This is a genomic window from Marinobacter sp. (genome assembly GCF_040904845.1).
Taxonomy (GTDB): Bacteria; Pseudomonadota; Gammaproteobacteria; order Pseudomonadales; family Oleiphilaceae; genus Marinobacter.
Window position 1 is genome coordinate 1 of record NZ_JBBDSR010000047.1, and the last position, 15,187, is coordinate 15,187.

A 15,187-nucleotide genomic window follows, 5' to 3' on the forward strand; every position below is an offset into this window, starting at 1 on the left:
CCTTCGGGAGTCCTGGCTTGGGGGAAACAACCCAAGAGGAAAGCCCTTTCCAAAACACGCTCAAGCCCATCCATGGGGCGCTTGGGCTCCGCCATCCATGGCTCCGCACAGTTTTGGGAGGGCCGACCGACTCAAACCCCCGGCTGCAGCGTTGGATTCGTTTGCTCATGTATAATCCTTGCCCCTTTCTTTTGTAATCCATTAGGTAGCCTTTATGAATTTCCCCGTCCTTTATCTCCGCAAAGGCGCTGAGCGCAGGCTGAAAGCCGGTCACCTTTGGGTCTACAGTAACGAAGTGGATATCCAGCGCTCCCCGTTAACCGACTTTGAAGCCGGTGTGCAGGCAGAGTTGCGGGCGTCGAACGATAAGCCTATGGGGACGGTGTTTGTGAACCCACATGCGCTGATCTGCGGGCGGCTGATCAGTCGGGATGCCGGCCATGGCATGACGCCGCAGCGGCTTACCCAGCGCATGGAGTCTGCGTTGGCATTACGTGATCGACTGTTCGACAAGCCCTTCTATCGCTGGGTGTTCGGTGACAGCGATGGGCTGTCCGGGCTGGTGATTGATCGTTTTGATGACACGGTGGTGGTGCAGATTTCCACGGCCGGTATGGAGCTGATGAAGGATGCGATTGTTCGGGCGGTGCAGCGCCTGGCGCACCCGGCGGCGATCATTCTGAAAAACGACGGCAAGATGCGCAAGGTGGAGGGGCTGGACACTTATGTCGAGCAGGCCCACGGGGTTGAAACCAGTTTGCTGAAGGTGGAGGAAAACGGCGTTCGGTTCGAAGTACCGCTGGAAGGCGGCCAGAAAACCGGTTGGTTCTACGATCACCGCATGAATCGTCAGCGGCTGCAGGCTTATGCGCCGGGTAAGCGGGTGCTGGATGTGTTCAGTTACGTGGGTGGCTGGGGCATTCAGGCGGCCTGTGCGGGGGCCAGCCAGGTAACCTGTGTGGACAGTTCTTCGTCGGCGATTGATTCGGTTCACCATAATGCCCGGCTGAATGGTCTGGATAACGTGGAAACCCTTGAGGGGGATGCGTTTGAGGCACTGAAGGCGCTGGCGGATGAGAAGGAGAAGTTCGATATTGTGGTGCTGGATCCACCGGCTTTGATTCCCCGCCGCCGTGACCAGAAGGCCGGTGAGCAGGCCTATGCACGGTTGAACCAGCTGGGGCTGCGCCTGCTGGAGCGTGATGGTCTGCTGGTGTCTGCGTCCTGTTCGATGCATCTTTCTCAGGATAAGCTGATCGATATCATTCGCGGCAGCGGCCGCAAGATTGATCGTTTCGTCCAGCTTCTGGAGCAGGGCCATCAGGCACCGGACCATCCGGTGATTCCGGGTATTCCAGAGACAGATTACATCAAATCGTGCTTTGTTCGGTCGTTGACTGGTTTCTTTTAGCCTTCAGGTTCGGTGGAAGCCCGCTGGTGAGCCCAAAATGTGGCAGTTAGTCTCTAAGAGACATTATCTTCCAGCCACTTTCTCTCGCCAGTTTCTCCAGCGTCGGGTCCGGGTCAACGGCCACCGGGTTGTCGACTTTCCTCAAAAGTGGCGCGTCATTGTGGGAATCGCTGTAAAACCATGCACCTTCCAGCGTCTCGTTGTTCGACGCCAGCCAGTCGTCAAGGCGAGTTACTTTGCCGTCCTGAAAGCTGGGAACGCCCGCGACTTCACCGGTGTAGCGGCCATTGACCAGTTCCGGCTCGGTTGCGATCAGGTGCTCAATATCGAGAATCGCGGCAATCGGCTCGGTAACGAAGCGGTTGGTGGCGGTGATGATCATCAGGGTGTGACCCTGAGCCCGGTGTTTGTCCAGTAGCCGGAACGCCTTGTTCTGCATCATGGGGCGGACTTTCTTCTCCATGAAGTGTTCGCGCCAGGCGAGCAGGTCGCCCATGTCGTGCTTTGCCAGAGGCTGCAAGGCGAAGCCCAGGTAATGCAGTATATCGAGCTCGCCGTTGAGGTATTCCTCGTAAAAGCGGTCGTTGGCCTTACGATACTCCTCGGCATCTACAACGCCTTCCTCCACCAGAAACTGGCCCCAGGCGTGGTCGCTGTCACCGGCGAGCAGGGTGTTATCTAGGTCAAAAATCGCAAGCGTCAAGGGTGTTACCTCCGGTCATGGCAGGGGTTGCAGGAAAGGCGACAGTCTACCATGGCAAATCAGCGCCGGCTTCGTTTGCCGAACCCTTGGGTTTCTGTAAGAATGAGAGCAACTTGGACAATTCCGACCGGTCAATTTTTGTACCGGTCTGCCGACTTTTAAGAGGACTGTGCCGTGATCGACTCAGACGGTTTCAGACCCAACGTCGGAATCATTCTGGCCAACCACAGGGGTGAAGTTCTCTGGGCAAGGCGAATCGGGCAGGACTCCTGGCAATTCCCTCAGGGCGGTATTAATCATAACGAGTCAGCGGAAGAAGCGCTGTATCGGGAACTGGGGGAAGAGGTGGGCCTTAACGCGGCGGATGTGGAAATCATCAGCTGTACCCGGGGCTGGCTCAGGTATCGCCTTCCGCGGCGGATGGTGCGGCATAACTCGCACCCGGTCTGCGTGGGACAGAAACAGAAATGGTTCCTGCTGAGGATGCTATCGCCGGATGCGCAAGTGTGCGTGGACGGCACCGACTCGCCGGAATTCGACGGCTGGCAATGGGTGAGCTATTGGTACCCTTTGGGGCAGGTGGTCTCATTCAAGCGTGAAGTGTACAGACGTGCGTTGAGGGAACTCGCGCCGCGACTGTTCCATAACATGGAACTGTGGCATCGGCACGAGCAGAATCGACGCTTAAAGGATCAACAGAAATGACGGGCTGAAACCGCCATGCTGAGCATACTGCGAAATCTGGTACAAGAGGTAAACAGCGCCCGCGACCTGCAGGAAGCGCTGGAGATCATTGTATCGCGTGTGCAAAAAGCGATGAGCACGGAGGTCTGTTCTGTTTACCTGCTGGACCCTGCGACCAATCGTTATATTCTGATGGCGACCGAAGGCCTCTACAGCAAAGCTGTGGGGCAGGTCAGCCTGGCTTATTCCGAGGGCCTTGTTGGTCTGGTTGGCTCTCGCGAGGAGCCAATCAATCTGGAAGACGCGCCATCCCATCCCCGCTATCGTTATTTCCCGGAAACCGGCGAAGAACGCTTCCGCTCGTTCCTCGGTGTGCCCATTATTCACCATCGGCGTGTGATGGGGGTTCTGGTTGTCCAGCAACGGGAGAGCTCCCGCTGCTTTGACGAAGGCGAAGAAGCCTTTCTGGTGACGGTCTCCGCACAGTTGGCAGGCGTGATTGCCCACAGTGAAGCTACCGGTGCCATCAGCGGGCTGTCTCCCACCGGGGAACAAGCCACCGACGTCAGTTTCAGCGGTGTGCCGGGTGCGCCTGGAGTGGCGATCGGCAAGGGTGTGGTGGTCTATCCGGCGGCGGACCTTGATGTGGTTCCGGAGAAGCCAACCGACGACATTGACCTTGAGTTGGGACTGTTCGCTGGTGCGGTAACCGCTGTGCGTGAGGATATCGAACGGGTCGCCGCGCGTTTGGCCTCCCAGCTGCGCCCGGAGGAGCAGGCGCTGTTTGATGTGTATCTGCGGATGCTGGGTGATGACGCCATGCCCGGCGAGGTGGCCAACAGAATCCGCGAGGGGTTTTGGGCTCAGGGTGCTCTCAAACAGGTGGTTCAGCAGTACATTCGCCATTTTGAGATGATGGATGACCACTACCTGCAGGAGCGGGCGGTCGATATCCGTGACTTGGGCCGTCGGCTGCTGTCTCATCTCCAGGAAGGTGAACAGAAAGATCTTGTCTATCCCGAGCGCACCATATTGGTCAGCGAGGAGCTGACGCCAGCCATGCTTGGGGAGGTTCCGCGAGGGCAGCTGGTCGGCCTGGTCTCGGTCAAGGGGTCCAGCAACTCACACGTTGCCATTCTGGCGCGGGCCATGGGTGTGCCTACGGTGATGGGGCTGGTGGATATTCCGGTTAACCAGCTTGATGGCCGGAGCCTTATTGTCGACGGATTCGAAGGCCAGATTTTTGCCTCGCCGTCGGAGGACCTGAGGGCCTATTACCAGGAAATCTGCGACGAAGAAGATGAGCTGATCAAGGGGCTGGAAGTCCTTCGCGACAAGCCCTGTGAAACCACCGACGGTCATCGCGTTTCGCTGTTGGTCAATACCGGCCTGATGACCGACGTTGTCCGGTCTCTGAATCACGGTGCAGAGGGCATTGGCCTCTACCGCACCGAAGTGCCTTTCATGATCAAGGATCGCTTCCCGTCCGAGCAGGAACAGCGTGAATACTACCGGGAACAGCTCGAAGCCTTTGCCCCCAGCCCGGTTACCATGCGCACACTGGACATTGGTGGTGATAAATCACTGACCTATTTCCCGATTGAGGAGGAAAACCCATTCCTCGGTTGGCGGGGTATCCGGGTTACCCTGGATCACCCCGAGATCTTCCTGGTTCAGGTCCGGGCCATGCTCAAGGCCAGCGAAGGCCTGAACAACCTGCAGATCATGTTGCCGATGATCAGCAACATTTCTGAAGTCGAGGAATCTCTCCACTTGATTTACCGGGTATACCATGAAGTCCGGGAAGAGGGTTACGACATCCACATGCCGAAGGTCGGCGTGATGGTCGAGATTCCTGCAGCGGTCTATCAGATTCGGGAGCTGGCGGACCGGGTCGACTTCCTCTCGGTCGGTTCCAACGATCTGACCCAGTATCTGCTAGCCGTTGATCGTAACAATCCCCGCGTGGCGCAGCTTTACCATTCCTACCACCCTGCCGTTCTGCAGGCGCTGGTGCGCATCGCTCAGGACGCGCACTCGGTTGGTAAGCCGGTGGGTATATGCGGCGAGTTGGCGGGCGACCCGGGCGGTGCCTTGCTGCTAATGGCCATGGGCTATGACTCCCTGTCGATGAACGCTGCCAGCCTGCCTAAGGTGAAATCGGTGATTCGTAGCGTGGGCCGTGAGTGGGCCAGCCAGTTGCTGGAAGATGTGCTGTTGCTGGACTCTCCCCATGTGATCAAGAGTTGCGTCGATCTTGCCCTGCGGAACGCGGGTTTCGCGCGTTACCTGCGGCCCGGAAAGTCGACCACGACGGCACTGGCCGAGCGGGCCTTATTGTAAGTGACGGCTGCCTAAACCATTTTATAGGGTGTGGACTCTAAAAACCGTTGCTACGGTGTAGGCACTGAACCCACTGGCACCTGACTGGGAATGTTGTATGACCTCAGCGACCACGGACATCAAATCCAGACCCCGCATCGGCCTTGCCCTCGGCGGTGGCGGCCCCTTGGGCGGGATTTATGAGATTGGTGCCTTGCGGGCGCTGGATGAGGCGCTGGATGGCCTCGACTTCAACAATATCGACGTTTACGTTGGGGTGAATGGCGGCTCCTTTGTCGCAGCCAATCTCGCCAACCAGATGACCACGGCCCAGTTGTGTCGTATTTTCGTGCGCAACGAGGCTGAGGTTCACCCTTTTCATCCCGAGGTGTTTTACCGCCCTGCGTTTCGCGAGCTCGGTAGCCGGCTACTCGCCGTGCCGGGCCTGGTGACCACCGCCGTGCGCCGGTTCGTTAATAACCCTTACGATCAGAGCCTGCTGGAAGCCATGACCGTTCTTGCTCAGGCAGCGCCGGCAGGCCTGTTTGATAATGCGGGGCTTCACGAATACCTCCAGCGGGCCTTCACCATGCTGGGGCGCACCAACGATTTCCGCCAATTGAAGCGCAGCCTCTACATAGTCGCAGCGGATGTGGAAAGCACCGAGGCCGTCTGTTTTGGTGCACCGGGGTTCGATCATGTGCCCATTTCCCGTGCGATTCAGGCCAGCACGTCATCACCGGGGCTGTACGTGCCGGTAAACATTGATGGCCGATACTACGTGGACGGCACGCTTCGCAAAGGGCTCCACGCCTCCGTGGCGTTTGAAGACGGTGCTGACCTGGTGTTTGCCGTCAATCCTCAGGTGCCCATCGATGCCAGCGCAGCGGTCCGGGCGGGAACCATGAAGCCGGGGGAGTTGACCCGCTCTGGTATGCCCAACCTGCTGTCTCAGATGTTCCGGACCATGGTGTATTCCCGCATGCAGTCGGGCATCGCCCAGTACGCACGGGATTACCCGGACAAGGATATCCTGCTGTTTGAACCGACCCGCGATGACGCCAAGCTGTTTTTCTCCAACGTCTTCAGTTTCCAGTCTCGCAGAATGGTGTGCGAACACGCCTATCAGATGACGCGCAGAGATCTGCTGGCCCGTGCCGATGAGCTGGAGCCAAAGCTGGCAAAATACGGGATCAAACTACGCCGGGATCGTCTGGAAGATGAGCAACGCACGATCAGCACCAGCCTGTATGGCGAGATGCTGCCGCTGTACGTTGCAAAGGGGCGCAAAAAGCAAGCGCAGAAGGGGAAACTGGTGACTGGCCTGGAAAACGTCACCCACCTGTTCTCGAAGGCACAGTAGCCGTTTTATCCGGAGAATGCGTCGGATTACGCTGCGCTAATCCGACCTACACATACCACCGCACACGATCCCTGTAGGTCGGATTAGGCAACGCCGTAATCCGATTTTACGACTTCCTGCTATCTCTGTAGGTCGGATTAGGCGAAGCCGTAATCCGACACCGGCATCAGAGTATATAGCGGCTCAGATCTTCATCTTCCGCCAACTCTCCAAGCTTCTCATCCACGAACGCGGCCGTGACCTCAAAGCCGTCGGTGACGTTGTCACCAGCTTCGTAGGAGAGGCTTTCCAGCAAACGCTCAAGGACCGTGTGCAGGCGACGCGCACCGATGTTCTCGGTGGTTTCGTTCACTTTCCAGGCCACCTCGGCGATTCGGTGGATGGCGTCTTCTGCGAACGTCAGTTTCACGCCCTCCGTGCCCATCAATGCTTCGTACTGCTGAACCAGAGAGGCGTCCGGTTCAGTGAGGATGCGTTTGAAATCCTCTGGCGTGAGCGCTTGCAGCTCAACACGGATGGGCAGCCGGCCCTGAAGCTCTGGTATCAGGTCTGACGGCTTGGACAAGTGGAACGCACCAGAGGCAATAAACAGGATGTGATCAGTGCGAACCGCGCCGTATTTAGTGCTCACGGTGCTGCCTTCGATCAGCGGCAGAAGGTCGCGCTGCACGCCTTCGCGAGACACATCGGATGAGGTGTTCTCTGAGCGTTTTGCCACCTTGTCGATCTCGTCAAGAAACACGATGCCGTTCTGCTCAACGGACTGCACCGCTTTCTGCTTGATTTCCTCTTCGTTCACCAGTTTGGCGGCTTCCTCGTCCTGAACCTGCTTCAGGGCATCCGCTACTTTTATCTTGCGGGTCTTGCGCTTATCAGAAGACATGTTGGAGAACATATTCTGGAGCTGGTTGGTCATCTCCTCCATGCCAGGAGGTGCCATGATCTCCACCCCGGCTCCGCCGCTGCGCAGATCAATTTCGATTTCCTTGTCGTCCAGCTCGCCTTCCCGCAATTTTTTGCGGAACAGCTGACGGGTGGACGAATCCCCGTCGGTGCGCTGGCTGTCTTCCTTGAAATCCCGGGCCGGGGGCAGCAGGGCATCCAGAATGCGCTCTTCCGCCGCATCCTGAGCGCGGTGCTCATGGCGTTTCTTTTCTTTCTCGCGAAGCATCTTCACCGCCATGTCTGCGAGATCTCGAATGATCGACTCCACATCCCGACCGACGTAGCCCACTTCGGTGAATTTGGTGGCTTCCACTTTCAGAAACGGAGCGTCGGCCAGTTTGGCCAGGCGGCGCGCAATCTCAGTTTTGCCCACGCCGGTGGGGCCGATCATCAGAATGTTCTTGGGGGTGATCTCGTCTCGCAGGCTGCTGTCCAGCTGCATACGACGCCAGCGGTTGCGCAGCGCGATGGCAACTGCCCGCTTGGCCTCTTCCTGGCCGACGATGTGTTTGTTGAGCTCGTGAACAATTTCACGGGGAGTCATTGACGACATGGTGGCTCCGAATCAGTCGTTGGCGGAAAGCACTTCCAAAGTACGATTGTGGTTGGTGTAGATGCAGATGTCGGCCGCGATATCCAGGCCTTTCTCGACCACCTCACTTGCCTTCAGGTCGGTATTCTCAAGCAGGGCACGGGCCGAAGCCTGGGCAAACGGGCCGCCGGAACCAATGGCGATCAGCCCCTGTTCCGGCTCAATCACATCACCATTACCCGTAATGATCAGCGAGGCGGTTTTGTCCGCGACCGCCAGCAGTGCTTCGAGTTTGCGCAGAGCGCGGTCTGTTCGCCAGTCTTTGGCCAGCTCTACGGCGGCCCGCGTCAAGTTGCCCTGATGCTTTTCCAGCTGGGCTTCAAACCGTTCAAACAGGGTGAAGGCATCGGCGGTACCGCCGGCGAACCCAGCCAGAACCTGGCCGTTGTACAGGCGGCGAACCTTGCGCGCATTGCCTTTCATTACGGTGTTGCCAAGAGAAACCTGGCCATCGCCACCCATGGCGACTTCGTCATCGCGCCTGACGGACAAAATGGTAGTCATGTGGGCTCCAGTTGCCTGATGAAAAACGGTATTCAGCAGTTATGGAGGCGGGCGAGGGTTTTTCAAGGGTGGTGGTAGCGGGATGACCTGTTAGTCATTAAATGAGGGCGGGTCAGCCCTCATTCGGGATTTTTCGCACCAGCGGTTCGATGTTGATCGTTACCAGCTTATCGATGGCGGAATTCATCTGGCTGCGGGACTTAAATGGCCCCACGTTGACCCGATACCAGGTGCTGCCGCTATCCAGATCGATCTGTTGGACATTGGCGCGCAGGCCCTGAAACGCGATCTGGGCTCGTTGGCGTTCCGCATCTTTCTGGCTGCGGAACGAGCCCGACTGAATCAGGTAAGTGAAGTCCCTGGCCGCCGTCCCCGGGGTATATTCATTGACCTTGGGGGGCACCACTTCCGATTCTGGCAGGATGTCATAAAACCGATAGCGCTGCTTTTCCTTCTCGGCAGCGGCGGTATCCTGCTCTGCTGCAGGTGGTGCTGTCGGGACCGGTTTTGCCGCTTCCTGATGCGCCTGCTCCGGAGAGGGCAAAGAGTTCAGATAGGCAATAAAGCCGATAAATCCACCGACCGCCGCGAGAGACAGAATCCACTTCAATGACATGTGCTGATGTATCCTCTGTTACATTTCTTCGGGCGCGTTGACGCCCAGCAGATCAAGGCCGTTGGCAATGACTTGTCGCACCGCCAGGTAAAGGCTGATGCGGGCGTCGCGCACGTCCGCATCTTCGATCAGCACTTTGTGCGCGTTGTAGTAGGTGTGGAACTGCCCCGCCAGGTCCCGCAGGTAGTGCGTCAGGTGGTGGGGTTCCCGCTGTGCAGCGGAATTGACAATCAGCTCCGGGTATTTCGCCAGCTGGTTGGCCAGGTCTTTTTCTTCATCCAGGGTCAGCAGTGACAGATCACCCTTGCACTCGTTCCAGCCGCGGCTGACGCCCTCTTCAGACAGTTTGCGCAGCACGCTGCAGATGCGCGCGTGGGCATACTGAATGTAGTAAACCGGATTTTCATTGGTCTGTGACCGGGCCAGATCGATGTCAAAGGTCAATTGGGAGTCCACCCGGCGGGCCGCCAGGAAAAAGCGTGTGGCGTCTCGGCCCACTTCGTCGATCAAATCCCGTATCGTGACGTAACTCCCCGCCCGCTTGGAAATCTTCACTTCCTGGCCCGAGCGGGTGACCATCACCATCTGGTGCAGAACGTAGTCTGGCCAGCCGGAGGGAATGCCCGACTTCAGAGCTTGCAGGCCTGCGCGCACGCGGGTCACGGTAGAGTGGTGGTCGGCACCTTGCTCATTGATGACCGTGGTAAAGCCGCGCTGCCATTTGTCCAGATGGTAGGCCACATCCGGCAGAAAATAGGTGTATCCGCCGTCTTTTTTGCGCATGACGCGGTCTTTATCGTCGCCAAACTCGGTGGTTTTCAGCCACAGGGCTCCGTCATGCTCGTAAGTGAAGCCATTGTCCTGCAAGCGTTTGACGGTGGCTTCCACTTTGCTTTCCTCGTACAGCGACGATTCCAGAAAATAAACGTCGAATTTTACGCCAAAGGCTTTCAGGTCGAGGTCTTGCTCGCGGCGCAGGTAGGCCACGGCGAATTCGCGAATGGCGTCCAGATCGTCCGGGTCCGCCTGGCCAGTCACCTGGCGGTCGTCCGCCGTGATGGTTTCGCCTGCAAGGTAAGCCTTGGCGACGTCGATGATGTAGCCGCCCCGATAGCCATCCTCAGGCCAGTTTGAATCCTCTGGTGTCAGCCCTTTGACCCGGGACTGAACAGACATCGCCAGGTTGTTGATCTGCGCACCCGCATCGTTGTAATAGAACTCGCGGGTAACGTTATACCCATTGGCTTCCAGCAGGCGGCAGAGGCAGTCGCCAATGGCCGCACCACGGCCGTGACCCACGTGCAACGGACCGGTCGGGTTGGCAGACACAAACTCGACCTGAACCTTTTCGCCTTGCCCCTGATCGTTACGGCCAAACTGGGCGGCTTCATCAAGAATGGTGCTGACCACACCGAAGGCGCTTGAGGTGCTCATGAAAAAGTTGATGAAACCGGGTCCCGCAATCTCGACCTTCTCGACCGCATCGCTCGCGGGAAGTCGCTCAACCAGTGCGTCCGCCAACTGTCGTGGCGGGCAGCCTGCCGATTTGGCTGCGACCAAGGCAATATTGCAGGCGTAATCGCCGTGGGACTTGTCCTTGGTGTTGCCAACTTGCGGATTGAACGACTGGTCTGCAGGCAGCGTGCCTTCGGATTGCAGCGTCGCCAGCGCAGACTGGAGCAGGTCTGATACGGTCTCTTTCATGCTGTCGGGTGACTCGGTTTGCCAGAGAATTGGAATATGGCGGAAGCCGCCGGGAATCGAAGGTGGGTATTATCGCGGAAACGAGTGCCGCAAGCAAAAAGCCGGTGAAGATCACCCGGTCTCCTGCGGGTCCACGTCAATCATCCATCTGAGGCCTGCGGGCAGCTTTTGCTGATCCAGCTCCTGGCATAGGTGCCCGAGGGCGTGGTTCAGCTGTTTGCGGTTGTCACAGCACAGCACCAATTGCGCACGGTGGCGGTCGGCGCGGCGGGCGATCAGGGCCGGTAGCGGTCCCCATGCTTCGATGCCGTAAGTGCGGACCTTGGGTTTCAGGGTGTCCAGCAGTTGCAGACTTTTTTCCATTGTGTCTGCTTCGCCCCGGAAAATAGCCATGGCCCGAAACGGGGGGAGCTGATTTTCTTCGCGTTCGGCGAGCAGTTGGTCCGCCAGGGTCAGATAGTGGCCGTCGCACAGGGATGACAGAATAGGGTGGTCGCTGTGACAGGTCTGCACCAGCACTTTGCCGGATTTCTCACCGCGACCCGCCCGGCCGCTGACTTGCAGCAGGGTCTGTATGAGCTGCTCGGGGGCTCTGAAATCGACACTGAACAGCCCGCCATCGGCATTCACCACAACCACCAGGGTGACGTTCGGAAAGTCATGGCCTTTGGCCAGCATCTGGGTACCGACCAGAATGCACGGCTTGCCGGTGTTCACCTGTTTGAGGATGCTCTGGATGCTGCCTTTACGTTGGGTGCTGTCACGGTCGACGCGGACAACCGGTGTGTCTGGAAACTGTGCGGTAAGAATGTCTTCGGTGCGTTCAGTGCCTTGCCCTACCGGTTTAAAGGCGTCGCTCTGGCATTTGGGGCAGGTCTCCGTGGCTGCGGTCTGGTAATCACAGTGGTGGCAGCGCATGGCCCGGTCACGGCGGTGGTAGGTCAGGCGAGTGTCGCATCGTGGGCATTCCACCATGTGGCCGCAGTCGAAGCACATCATCACCGGCGCAAATCCCCGCCGGTTTACAAAGACCAACGCCTGCTGTCCGGCTGAGAGGCACCGTTCGATGGCCTGCAGTGCGGGTCGGGACAGGCCGCCTTCGAGTGGTCGGCTGCGGATGTCCAGTAAGCTGATCGCCGGAGGTTGGGCATTACCGGCCCGCTCTTCGAGCCGGATCAGCCGATATTTACCCGACAGTGCATTGTGGTACGACTCCAGGGACGGTGTGGCAGAGCCGAGAATGATCGGGCACTGATTCAGGTGAGCGCGGTAGACGGCCACGTCCCGGCCTGAGTAGCGGAAGCCTTCTCCCTGTTTGTATGAGCTGTCATGTTCTTCGTCGACAATGATGGTTTTGAGATGGGTAAAAGGCAGCAGTACCGCAGATCGTGTGCCAATAAGGATAACCGGCTCCCCCCGTCTCACTTTTAACCAGGTAGTAAGCCGTTGGCTGTCATTCAGGGCGGAGTGCCACACCACGATACGGTCCCCGAAGTAGTGCCGGAAGCGTGCCACGGTCTGCGGTGTCAGGTTGATCTCGGGGACCAGCACCAACCCTTGGGACGATGGCCCGAGCTCCCGTTTCAGGTAGTGCAGGTAGAGCTCGGTTTTTCCGCTGCCGGTGATTCCGTATAACAGCGATGCGCTGAATCCTGATTCGGCACTGGGAATCTGGTCTGCCGCGACTTGCTGGGCCGCTGACAGGTTCGGTCCGGGCAGTTCAGGGGCGCTCTCGGTGGGCTCGACAGTGGAGGGCGCTTCATTTAACTGTGTGACCAGCTCCTTCTGCAGCAACGTGCGTAGCTGGCTCTGGGTGTAACCGGCGGCGACGATGGCCGATGCCGGCGCACCGCTGGGGTGTTTGTGCAGCCAGGTCAGCAGAGATTTCTGGCGGTGGGCGTTTGCCGGGAGTGCTTCGGGCACTCCGTTGGCCTGCCACCAGGGGTCTTGCTTCTCTGCGGCCGGCCGCCCCCGTCTCAGGGCCGGGGGGAGCGCCGTGAACAGGCATTCTCCCAGCGGGTGCTGGTAATAGTCGGCAGCCCAGCTCAATAGCCGGAACGTTTCCTGTGGCAACGCAGGCCAGGGTTCGTGGGCAGACTGCACAGGCTTGAGGCGGATGCCCTCCGGCGGCGTAACGCCAGTGTCGACCACTAGGCCAGTGGCGGATTGTCGCCCGAAAGGGATGCGCACCCGCTGGCCTGGTTCCAGCTTGAGGTTGTTCGGTATCTGGTAGTCGAACAGTCGCCGCAGGGGACGATTCAGGGCAATACGCGCGGTGGCTGGTGGGATTCCGGCTAAGCCGGGGTTCCGCTGGGGTGAAGCTGTCACGGTAATTGCGTATCCTTGATGGTGTCGTGGCGGCAGCCAGGGCCGCGATGCAGGCCGGGGACCGGCAATAGGGGCTTGCCTGAATTGGCGTTTGCAAGTAAGATTCGCGGTCTGTTTCTGACAGGGCATGATTGTGCCCCGTCTTCTCAATTGATTCAAACATGCGGTGCCTGGCACCCGGAGCGTTGAGCTCCCGTGATCAGGTAGCGGCATGACCGACAGAGGTTCGCCATGAAAGAAGGTATTCACCCCAAGTATGCCGAAATTACCGCTACCTGTTCCTGCGGTAACGTTCTCAAAACCCGTTCTACCTTTACCCAGGACCTGACTCTGGACGTATGTTCACAGTGTCACCCTTTCTATACTGGTAAGCAGAAAGTGATGGATGTCGGCGGCCGTATCGACCGGTTCCAGAAGCGTTTCGGCGGTCGTATCGGTGGCAAGAAAGACTGAGCCAGCCTGGACCTGCACAAAAAAAGCGCCCGACGGGCGCTTTTTTTGTGCCATGATCATCGCCGTTGCTGCGGCTTGTCTGCATTCCATACGCAATTAGCACTATTGACTGTTCACGGAATAGGCAGTTGGCCCTTGTCTGATCCACGCCTTCGCGCCATAATGTCGCGCTTCGTTGGGGCAGGCCCCGACGGATGTATTACCTCTTAAACGTGACAAACGGAACAGTGGCAATGTCTCAAGATCTGAAAGAAGCAGCCCTTGAATATCACGCCAAGCCGCGGCCTGGTAAGCTGAGTGTTGAAATCACCAAGCCGACCCAGACGTCCCGCGACCTCTCCCTGGCGTACAGCCCCGGGGTTGCCGAACCGGTCCGCGAGATCGCGAAGGACCCCGAGAACGCATACAAATACACTGCCAAGGGTAACCTGGTAGCCGTTATCTCTGACGGCTCGGCCATTCTTGGTCTGGGTAACCTCGGGCCGCTGGCGAGCAAGCCGGTGATGGAAGGCAAAGGCGTACTGTTCAAGCGCTTTGCCGGTGTTGACGTCTTCGATATTGAGGTCAATTCCGAAAGCCCGCAGGCGTTTATTGAAACCGTAGAGCGTATCGCCGATACCTTCGGTGGTATCAACCTGGAAGACATCAAAGCACCTGAGTGTTTCGAGATCGAGCGTGCGCTGATCGAGAAATGCAGTGTGCCCATCTTCCACGATGATCAGCACGGCACCGCCATCGTAACCGCGGCCGGTATGATTAACGCTCTGGAACTTCAGGGTAAGAAAATTGAAGACGCAAAAGTGGTGTGCCTGGGTGCAGGTGCTGCCGCGATTGCCTGCATGAAGCTGCTGATCAGCTGCGGTATTCGCTCTGAAAACATCTTCATGCTTGACCGCAAGGGTGTGATCCACTCTGGTCGTGATGATCTGAATCAGTACAAAGCGATGTTCGCTAACGACACCGACAAGCGAACCCTCGATGATGCGATGGACGGTGCAGACGTGTTCCTGGGCCTTTCTGGCCCGGATCTGGTCACAGCCGATCAGTTGAAGCTGATGGCACCGAACCCGATCGTGTTCGCCTGCTCCAATCCGGACCCCGAGATCAGCCCGGAAGTTGCCCTGGCAACCCGCGATGACCTGATCATGGCGACTGGGCGTTCGGATTACCCGAACCAGGTGAACAATGTGCTGGGTTTCCCTTTCATTTTCCGTGGTGCTCTGGACGTTCGTGCCACCGCCATCAATGAGGAAATGAAGGTCGCTGCGGTTCATGCCATTCGTGAGCTGGCGAAAGAGCCGGTGCCGCAGGAAATTTGCGAAGCCTATGACGTGGCCGCCTTCGAGTTCGGCAGGGAGTACATTATTCCCAAGCCGATGGATGTGCGCCTGCTGGAAGTGGTTCCGGCGGCGGTTGCTCGTGCGGCCGTGGATTCTGGTGTTGCTCGCAACCCCTATCCGGCTCACTATCCGCTCAAGTCTATGGACGATATTATCTAAGCCCATGGCCGTAAGCGGTGCACAAAAAAACCGGCGGTGATCCCGCCGGTTTTTTTGTGTCTG

At 58.2% G+C, this 15,187-nt stretch carries 12 protein-coding genes; 6 read left to right on the forward strand and 6 right to left on the reverse strand.

Annotated elements, in window-relative coordinates:
* Window positions 1-214: 214 nt before the first annotated feature.
* Window positions 215-1,411 carry a class I SAM-dependent rRNA methyltransferase gene (locus WD429_RS05205; RefSeq protein WP_368421113.1) on the forward strand — a complete coding sequence of 399 codons (1,197 nt, stop codon included), beginning with the start codon at window positions 215-217 and terminating at the stop codon, window positions 1,409-1,411.
* Window positions 1,412-1,457: 46 nt separating this feature from the next.
* Here WD429_RS05205 and WD429_RS05210 read toward each other — a convergent pair whose 3' ends face one another.
* On the reverse strand, window positions 1,458-2,114 hold the full coding sequence (locus tag WD429_RS05210) for an HAD family hydrolase (protein WP_368421114.1): 657 nt from the start codon (window positions 2,112-2,114) through the stop codon (window positions 1,458-1,460).
* Between the two features lie 174 nt (window positions 2,115-2,288).
* On the opposite strand from WD429_RS05210, the gene WD429_RS05215 reads away from it, so the two are divergent.
* The 3 genes from WD429_RS05215 to WD429_RS05225 all read left to right on the forward strand — a co-directional run bounded on the left by WD429_RS05215 (window position 2,289) and on the right by WD429_RS05225 (window position 6,483).
* Entirely contained in the window at window positions 2,289-2,819 is a 531-nt protein-coding gene (locus tag WD429_RS05215; RefSeq protein WP_368421115.1) for an RNA pyrophosphohydrolase, read from the forward strand.
* Window positions 2,820-2,834: 15 nt separating this feature from the next.
* On the forward strand, window positions 2,835-5,141 hold the full coding sequence (gene ptsP, locus WD429_RS05220) for a phosphoenolpyruvate--protein phosphotransferase (RefSeq protein WP_368421116.1): 2,307 nt from the start codon (window positions 2,835-2,837) through the stop codon (window positions 5,139-5,141).
* 97 nt (window positions 5,142-5,238) lie between these two features.
* Entirely contained in the window at window positions 5,239-6,483 is a 1,245-nt protein-coding gene (locus tag WD429_RS05225) for a patatin-like phospholipase family protein (RefSeq protein ID WP_368421117.1), read from the forward strand.
* Window positions 6,484-6,649: 166 nt separating this feature from the next.
* On the opposite strand, the gene hslU is transcribed toward WD429_RS05225, so the two are convergent.
* From hslU to WD429_RS05250, 5 genes are all read right to left on the reverse strand, one after another.
* Window positions 6,650-7,981 carry an ATP-dependent protease ATPase subunit HslU gene (gene hslU, locus WD429_RS05230; RefSeq protein ID WP_368421118.1) on the reverse strand — a complete coding sequence of 444 codons (1,332 nt, stop codon included), beginning with the start codon at window positions 7,979-7,981 and terminating at the stop codon, window positions 6,650-6,652.
* A 12-nt stretch (window positions 7,982-7,993) separates the two neighbouring features.
* Window positions 7,994-8,524, reverse strand: a complete 531-nt coding sequence (gene hslV / locus WD429_RS05235; RefSeq protein WP_368421119.1) for an ATP-dependent protease subunit HslV — start codon at window positions 8,522-8,524, stop codon at window positions 7,994-7,996.
* A gap of 112 nt (window positions 8,525-8,636) precedes the next feature.
* Complete coding sequence (locus WD429_RS05240; protein WP_368421120.1) at window positions 8,637-9,140, reverse strand: SPOR domain-containing protein; 504 nt, start codon at window positions 9,138-9,140, stop codon at window positions 8,637-8,639.
* A gap of 18 nt (window positions 9,141-9,158) precedes the next feature.
* A complete protein-coding gene (argS, locus tag WD429_RS05245) occupies window positions 9,159-10,844 on the reverse strand; it encodes an arginine--tRNA ligase (protein WP_368421121.1) in 1,686 nt (561 codons plus the stop codon).
* Between the two features lie 111 nt (window positions 10,845-10,955).
* Complete coding sequence (locus tag WD429_RS05250; protein ID WP_368421122.1) at window positions 10,956-13,172, reverse strand: primosomal protein N'; 2,217 nt, start codon at window positions 13,170-13,172, stop codon at window positions 10,956-10,958.
* 231 nt (window positions 13,173-13,403) lie between these two features.
* Between WD429_RS05250 and rpmE the strand changes: the two genes are divergently transcribed.
* Together rpmE and WD429_RS05260 are read left to right on the forward strand one after the other, a co-directional pair.
* The gene (rpmE, locus tag WD429_RS05255) at window positions 13,404-13,625 is read left to right on the forward strand and encodes a 50S ribosomal protein L31 (protein WP_368421123.1); all 222 of its coding nucleotides are present in this window, start codon (window positions 13,404-13,406) and stop codon (window positions 13,623-13,625) included.
* Window positions 13,626-13,858: 233 nt separating this feature from the next.
* Complete coding sequence (locus WD429_RS05260) at window positions 13,859-15,124, forward strand: malic enzyme-like NAD(P)-binding protein (RefSeq protein WP_368421124.1); 1,266 nt, start codon at window positions 13,859-13,861, stop codon at window positions 15,122-15,124.
* The last annotated feature ends 63 nt before the right edge of the window (window positions 15,125-15,187 follow it).

What these genes read in the sequence shown, in the direction of transcription:
- WD429_RS05205 (WP_368421113.1), top strand. Translation starts at nt 215, where the DNA reads ATGAATTTCCCCGTCCTTTATCTCCGCAAAGGCGCTGAGCGCAGGCTG.
- ptsP (WP_368421116.1), top strand. Translation starts at nt 2,835, where the DNA reads ATGCTGAGCATACTGCGAAATCTGGTACAAGAGGTAAACAGCGCCCGC.
- WD429_RS05225 (WP_368421117.1), top strand. Translation starts at nt 5,239, where the DNA reads ATGACCTCAGCGACCACGGACATCAAATCCAGACCCCGCATCGGCCTT.
- hslU (WP_368421118.1), bottom strand. Translation starts at nt 7,981, where the DNA reads ATGTCGTCAATGACTCCCCGTGAAATTGTTCACGAGCTCAACAAACAC.
- hslV (WP_368421119.1), bottom strand. Translation starts at nt 8,524, where the DNA reads ATGACTACCATTTTGTCCGTCAGGCGCGATGACGAAGTCGCCATGGGT.
- WD429_RS05240 (WP_368421120.1), bottom strand. Translation starts at nt 9,140, where the DNA reads ATGTCATTGAAGTGGATTCTGTCTCTCGCGGCGGTCGGTGGATTTATC.
- argS (WP_368421121.1), bottom strand. Translation starts at nt 10,844, where the DNA reads ATGAAAGAGACCGTATCAGACCTGCTCCAGTCTGCGCTGGCGACGCTG.
- rpmE (WP_368421123.1), top strand. Translation starts at nt 13,404, where the DNA reads ATGAAAGAAGGTATTCACCCCAAGTATGCCGAAATTACCGCTACCTGT.
- WD429_RS05260 (WP_368421124.1), top strand. Translation starts at nt 13,859, where the DNA reads ATGTCTCAAGATCTGAAAGAAGCAGCCCTTGAATATCACGCCAAGCCG.